Origin of the sequence: Pectobacterium aroidearum (genome assembly GCF_041228105.1) — a bacterium.
In the GTDB taxonomy this organism is placed as follows: Bacteria; Pseudomonadota; Gammaproteobacteria; order Enterobacterales; family Enterobacteriaceae; genus Pectobacterium; species Pectobacterium aroidearum.
Genome location: NZ_CP166097.1, coordinates 5275115 through 5281458, shown reverse-complemented (window position 1 = coordinate 5281458; position 6344 = coordinate 5275115). Strand labels below are relative to the sequence as shown.

6 protein-coding genes are annotated in these 6344 nt (G+C 49.1%); all 6 read left to right on the top strand.

All coding sequences use genetic code 11. The features are described from left to right. Positions 1-673 precede the first annotated feature (673 nt). The 6 genes from rpmH to AB8809_RS23760 all read left to right on the top strand — a co-directional run bounded on the left by rpmH (position 674) and on the right by AB8809_RS23760 (position 6338). Positions 674-814 (top strand): 50S ribosomal protein L34, encoded by a 141-nt coding sequence (gene rpmH, locus AB8809_RS23785; RefSeq protein ID WP_015842368.1) that lies wholly within the window; start codon positions 674-676, stop codon positions 812-814. Positions 815-832: 18 nt separating this feature from the next. Beyond that, positions 833-1192: a ribonuclease P protein component gene (gene rnpA, locus AB8809_RS23780; protein ID WP_071821045.1), complete on the top strand. Its 360-nt coding sequence runs from the start codon at positions 833-835 to the stop codon at positions 1190-1192. After that, positions 1156-1413, top strand: coding sequence for a membrane protein insertion efficiency factor YidD (yidD, locus tag AB8809_RS23775; protein ID WP_071821043.1), 258 nt, complete (start codon positions 1156-1158; stop codon positions 1411-1413). Before rnpA ends, yidD begins: the two co-directional genes overlap by 37 nt. Positions 1414-1415: 2 nt before the next feature. Continuing rightward, on the top strand, positions 1416-3050 hold the full coding sequence (gene yidC / locus AB8809_RS23770) for a membrane protein insertase YidC (protein WP_015842366.1): 1635 nt from the start codon (positions 1416-1418) through the stop codon (positions 3048-3050). A gap of 129 nt (positions 3051-3179) precedes the next feature. Next, a complete protein-coding gene (gene mnmE, locus AB8809_RS23765) occupies positions 3180-4544 on the top strand; it encodes a tRNA uridine-5-carboxymethylaminomethyl(34) synthesis GTPase MnmE (RefSeq protein WP_015842365.1) in 1365 nt (454 codons plus the stop codon). A gap of 582 nt (positions 4545-5126) precedes the next feature. Further along, positions 5127-6338: an acyltransferase gene (locus AB8809_RS23760; protein WP_205947317.1), complete on the top strand. Its 1212-nt coding sequence runs from the start codon at positions 5127-5129 to the stop codon at positions 6336-6338. Positions 6339-6344: the final 6 nt, after the last annotated feature.

Here is a 6344-nt window from a genome sequence, read left to right as displayed (position 1 = left end):
GGCGGACTCCACTCGAACAAGAACGATCAAAAAGAAAAGAATAAGACGTTATTTATGTGACTCATGATTTTTTGGCGCCTGCGTCATCCACACTTGCTTCATGCTCAATTCAGACAGCAGACACACCACATAGCGCGGCGATGTATCCCGACGATCCCTCAAAAGGATCGCTGACGGGACCGCGGATCATAACCTAATCCGCCAAAGAGATCTTCCCCTTCTGCACAGTTTCGATCCTTTTTATCCACAGGCTATTCTTATCGCAGCTCCCTGCTGCACGCCAAATGGAAGGCGGGTACACATTTTACCCACTCCTTATTAAACGTATTCAAGCATACCCTCGGAGGCACGATCGTTACGGTGACATCGATCATGATCTTACTGGACAGATCGTAGGAGGATCCTTGCGCTTTGCAATAGAGTCCGTATAATTCCCTGCCCGCGCGTCTACGCCTTTTCTGTGCTCTGGCAGGCAGAAATTCCAAAAATAATCGGAATGGCTGGCGTGTGAAGTGTGATGTTAATTGACTCAGGACTGTACAATTATTACAATCCTGCCTCTTTCCGTTATATAGACTGTGATATGCGATTGAGGCGTCGGTCATTTTCACGCCGAACAGCCAAACGCGTTTACTGTGAAGTTATAATTTTCCAAGTTTAGGTAGAAATCGCCATGAAACGCACTTTCCAACCGTCCGTATTGAAGCGTAACCGTAGCCATGGTTTCCGTGCTCGTATGGCCACCAAGAATGGTCGTCAAGTTCTGGCCCGCCGTCGTGCGAAAGGCCGTGCTCGTCTGTCTGTTTCTAAGTAATAAAAGCTAACCCACCGAGTGGTTAAGCTCGCATTTCCCAGGGAGTTACGTTTGTTAACTCCCAGTCATTTCACTTTCGTCTTCCAGCAACCGCAACGGGCTGGCACGCCGCAAATCACCATTCTCGGCCGCCTGAACTCGCTGGGGCATCCCCGCATCGGTCTTACCGTCGCCAAAAAGCATGTAAAACGTGCTCATGAACGCAATCGGATTAAACGCCTGACGCGCGAAAGCTTTCGCCTGCATCAACATTCATTGCCTGCAATGGATTTTGTCGTGCTCGTGAAAAAAGGGGTATCTGAGCTGGATAACCGCACCCTGACGGAAGCATTGGAAAAACTATGGCGTCGGCACCGTCGTTTGGCTCCCGACTCCTGATCGGGTTGATACGTGGTTATCAACTCGTTATCAGCCCGTTACTCGGACCACATTGCCGGTTCCGGCCAACGTGCTCGCAATACGGGATTGAAGCAATACGCAGGTTCGGCATGATAAAAGGCTGTTGGTTGACGCTTAAACGCGTATTAAAATGCCATCCTTTGAACCCTGGTGGTGATGATCCCGTACCGCCAAAAACCGACAATAACAGAGAACATTAACGATGGATTCGCAACGCAATCTTCTTCTCATCGCTCTGCTATTCGTAACCTTTATGCTTTGGCAGGCTTGGGAAACGGATAAAAATCCGCCAGCAACCACGCAGGCCATACAGCAGGCGACGAACGCAGTGACCGGTGATGCTACCAACCAGGGCGTACCGGCTAGCGGTCAAGGCAAACTGATCACGGTGAAAACCGACGTGCTGTCGCTGACCATCAACACGCGTGGCGGCGACGTCGAGCAAGCGCACCTGCTGGCTTACCCGGATACATTGGGTTCAGATAAACCTTTCCATCTGCTGGAAACCACATCAGAGTTTGTCTATCAGGCTCAGAGCGGTTTGACCGGCAAAAACGGCCCGGACAACCCGGCTAACGGCCCGCGTCCGCTGTTTACCACCACACAAGATAGCTTCGAGCTGGCTGATGGCCAGAACGAACTGCGCATTCCGATGACGTACACCGCTGCGGACGGCGTAACCTATACCAAAACGTTTGTTCTGAAACGTGGCGACTATGCACTGAACGTTGACTACAGCGTCAACAACACCAGCGCTCAGCCTCTGGAACTCACGCTGTTCGGTCAGTTAAAACAGTCTATCGACTTGCCTAAGCACCGTGACACCGGCAGCAGCAACTTTGCACTGCACACCTACCGTGGCGCGGCGTTTTCTTCCAGCGAAGACAAGTACAAAAAGTACAGCTTCAGCGACATGGACGAAAATCTGAATATCACAACCAACAGTGGTTGGGTGGCGATGCTGCAACAGTACTTCGCAACCGCGTGGATTCCGACGACGGCAGGCGCGAATACGTTCTATACCAATAAGCTGGGCAACGGTCAGGCTGCGATTGGCTTCAAGGCTGCGCCAGTTGTGGTTGCCGCGGGCAGTCAACAGAATCTGAACGCCACCCTGTGGGTCGGCCCGGAAATTCAGGACAAGATGGCTGCTGTCGCGCCGCATCTGGACCTGACAGTGGATTACGGTTGGCTGTGGTTTATTTCTCAGCCGCTGTTTAAGCTGCTGAAATTCCTGCACGGCTTTATCGGCAACTGGGGCTTCTCCATCATTGCCATTACCTTTATCGTACGTGGCGTGATGTACCCGCTGACGAAAGCGCAATACACCTCAATGGCGAAAATGCGCTTGCTGCAACCTAAATTGCAGGCAATGCGTGAGCGTATTGGTGATGACAAACAGCGCATGAGTCAGGAAATGATGGCGCTGTACAAGTCAGAGAAAGTGAACCCACTGGGCGGTTGCTTCCCGCTGCTGATTCAGATGCCAATCTTCCTGGCGCTGTATTACATGCTGATGGGCTCCGTTGAACTGCGCCACGCACCGTTCGCGCTGTGGATTCATGACCTGTCTGCACAAGACCCGTACTACATTCTGCCGATCCTGATGGGCGTGACGATGTTCTTCATCCAGAAGATGTCACCAACCACCGTGACCGACCCAATGCAGCAGAAGATCATGACCTACATGCCGGTCATCTTTACGGTCTTCTTCCTGTGGTTCCCGTCAGGTCTGGTTATGTACTACATCGTCAGCAACCTGGTTACCATTCTCCAGCAGCAGTTGATCTACCGCGGTCTGGAAAAACGTGGTTTGCATAGCCGCGAGAAAAAGTAATCCGGTTGATAGCTAACCGATAGAAAGCGTAAGGCGGTCATTGACCGCCTTATTTTTTTATAAGCTGTTTTATCACCTAACGATACGTAAAATAGCCTGACAGACAGGCATCAACGCAGAGAGAATATCATGAGCAATACCGACACCATCGTCGCCCAAGCCACGCCACCGGGACGCGGAGGCGTGGGTATTTTACGCGTGTCAGGACGGGCCGCCGCCGAGGTGGCACAGGCCGTTCTAGGTAAGCTCCCTAAACCGCGTCACGCCGATTATCTGCCGTTCCGCGATGCCAACGGCACCACGCTCGATCAGGGTATCGCCCTCTGGTTTCCCGGCCCAAACTCCTTTACCGGTGAAGATGTGTTGGAGCTTCAAGGACATGGTGGTCCGGTCATTCTTGATTTGCTCCTGAAACGTATTCTGACACTGCCCAACGTGCGCATTGCACGCCCCGGTGAATTCTCTGAACGCGCCTTCCTGAACGACAAACTCGATCTTGCGCAGGCAGAAGCTATTGCTGACCTGATTGACGCCAGTTCGGAACAGGCTGCTCGCTCAGCGCTGAACTCTCTGCAAGGTGTATTTTCCACCCGTGTAAATCAGTTGGTGGAAGCACTTACTCACCTGCGAATCTACGTCGAGGCTGCCATCGACTTCCCAGATGAGGAGATCGACTTTCTCTCCGATGGCAAAATTGAGTCACAGCTCAATGGCGTGATGGCCGATCTGGATGCCGTCCGAGCCGAAGCGCATCAGGGTAGCCTGCTGCGTGAAGGAATGAAGGTCGTGATCGCGGGTCGGCCTAATGCGGGTAAATCTAGCCTACTCAATGCATTAGCGGGTCGTGAAGCCGCGATTGTGACGGATATCGCAGGAACCACGCGCGACGTATTACGTGAACATATCCACATCGACGGCATGCCGCTGCATATCATCGACACCGCCGGGCTACGCGATGCCAGCGACGAAGTGGAACGCATTGGTATTGAGCGTGCCTGGCAGGAAATCGAGCAGGCCGATCGCGTGCTATTCATGGTCGATGGCACCACCACGCAGGCAACTGAACCTGAGCAGATCTGGCCGGAATTTATGGCTCGCCTGCCAAAAACGTTGCCGATTACCGTAGTGCGCAATAAGGCTGACGTTACTGGTGAAACGCTTGGTATCGAGGATGTGAACACTCACTCACTTATCCGTCTTTCCGCCCGTACGGGTGACGGTGTGGATACGCTGCGCGATCATCTCAAGCAAAGCATGGGATTCACCAGCAACACCGAAGGTGGTTTTCTGGCACGACGCCGCCATCTGCAAGCACTGGAACTGGCAGCCCAGCATCTGATTCAGGGGAAAGAACAGCTGGTGAGCGCCTACGCGGGCGAACTGCTGGCAGAAGAACTACGGCTGGCACAGCAGTCTTTGAGTGAAATCACCGGTGAATTCACCTCTGACGACCTGTTAGGCCGTATCTTTTCGAGCTTCTGTATCGGGAAATAAGATAGTAAACGGAATTCAGCCCAGAAATTAGCCGCCCAGCTTTCGCCTGCCGTCCACCCGGAGTCACATCATGGAAAGGAGCAGGCAAATAGCCAGTGTAGGGCGGCACCATTTTTGCGGTTCAGTGGACAGAAAAAGGAATAAGCAGGACACATCTCAACAGCCCCCACTTTTCTTATCAGGTTGATGACATTCAAATATGGCAGAACTCTCTGATAACTCTTGCATAATTCCCCCACCAGCAAACCAATTTCTATTCAAATTAATCGTCCCCGCCGCTATTTTCCTTTCCCCAATTCCTCACAGATATAATCCGTTAGAGATAAATAAAATTCATTATAAAACGAATAGATAAAAGATAATAAAATGAAAAATTAAAAAACTATTTTGTGAACCAAAAGTTATTGTGGTATTAATAAATTGAAACCCAATTTTTACCTTGCAGGATAATTATTTATCCCTGCCATTTATTTTTCTTATAAAGAAACACGATTTTATTATATAGAGTGCTATTTATGCATTTTTTAATGATAGGCATCTTGTCTTATTTTTCGCATAACGCTTAAATAGGTGATAAGAGAAATGAACAATAACCTCATTGTAAAAGATGACAGTTCAAATTATTATCAAAGTAATCTTGTAATAAAGAGAACGGAAAAAGGTTATCTCCCTAACCTACCGTCTCTGAATGGTACTCGTATTATTGCAGCCCTTCTTGTGTATCTCTTTCACACATCGATCGGGAATATGCTAAACCTGTTCTCGGATGAATCTATCGGTGAAGCCTACTCTTTTGTCTTGAGTAAGGCGGGATGGGTAAGCGTATCGTTTTTCTTTATTCTGAGCGGCTTTGTCATGAATTGGTCATCGCCATCCGTTCGCAGCCCGCTTCAATTTTATAAGAAACGATTCGCAAAGATATACCCTGTAAGCATGTTAATTATCATCCTACTTGTTTTTACTGGAATAATAAGTGTTGGACGTGTTGATGTCTGGTTACCCAATTTATTATTGATACAGACATGGATACCACAGGGCGATATCTATATTGGTGGCAACGTCCCCAGTTGGTTTCTCTCCGTGATTGTTTTCCTTTATATTGTTTACCCTTTCCTGCTCAAGGTCGTCAAGAAAATACCGACGGAGTCTTTATGGGTGTCCGTATTATTATGCTACGCCGCCTTAATTGGCGTTTATGGCGCAATTTATACGTTATTACCCACCGTTCCACTGATCGAAGGTTGGCCTTTTGAAGTGGGTGAAATTCAATGGTGGTTTGCCTATACTTTTCCACCAACACGCGTTTTTGAATTCACTATTGGTATGTTACTGTCACGTATTATTCAGGAAGGAAAATGGATCTCCGTTTCAGTAACGACAAGCGTAATATTAACTGCACTGACCTATTGCATTGATCTTTTTATGCCTTTCCTGCTGAGTTTCAATTTGGTGACTCTTATTCCGCTGGTATTACTAATAGGTTCACTCGCGGCGAGCGATCTACAAGGGAAACGTTCGTTTTTACATGCGAAACCAATGCAATGGTTAGGAAGCATTTCTTTCTGCTTTTATCTGATCCATTTCTTAGTGCTTCGCTTGCTGAATGAATGGACTGATGGCAATCAATACGGTGTGGCAGACGCCGCGCTGCTGATCATTGCCGCTGGAGCGGTTAGTCTTATCGCCGGCTGGTTGCTTTATCAATTCATCGAGCAGCCTGTAGGCAATTTACTGACGGCCAAAAAGAAACAAAGCGTGAGTAACCAAGTGCAAGAAAGCACCCCAACATCTTGATAAATA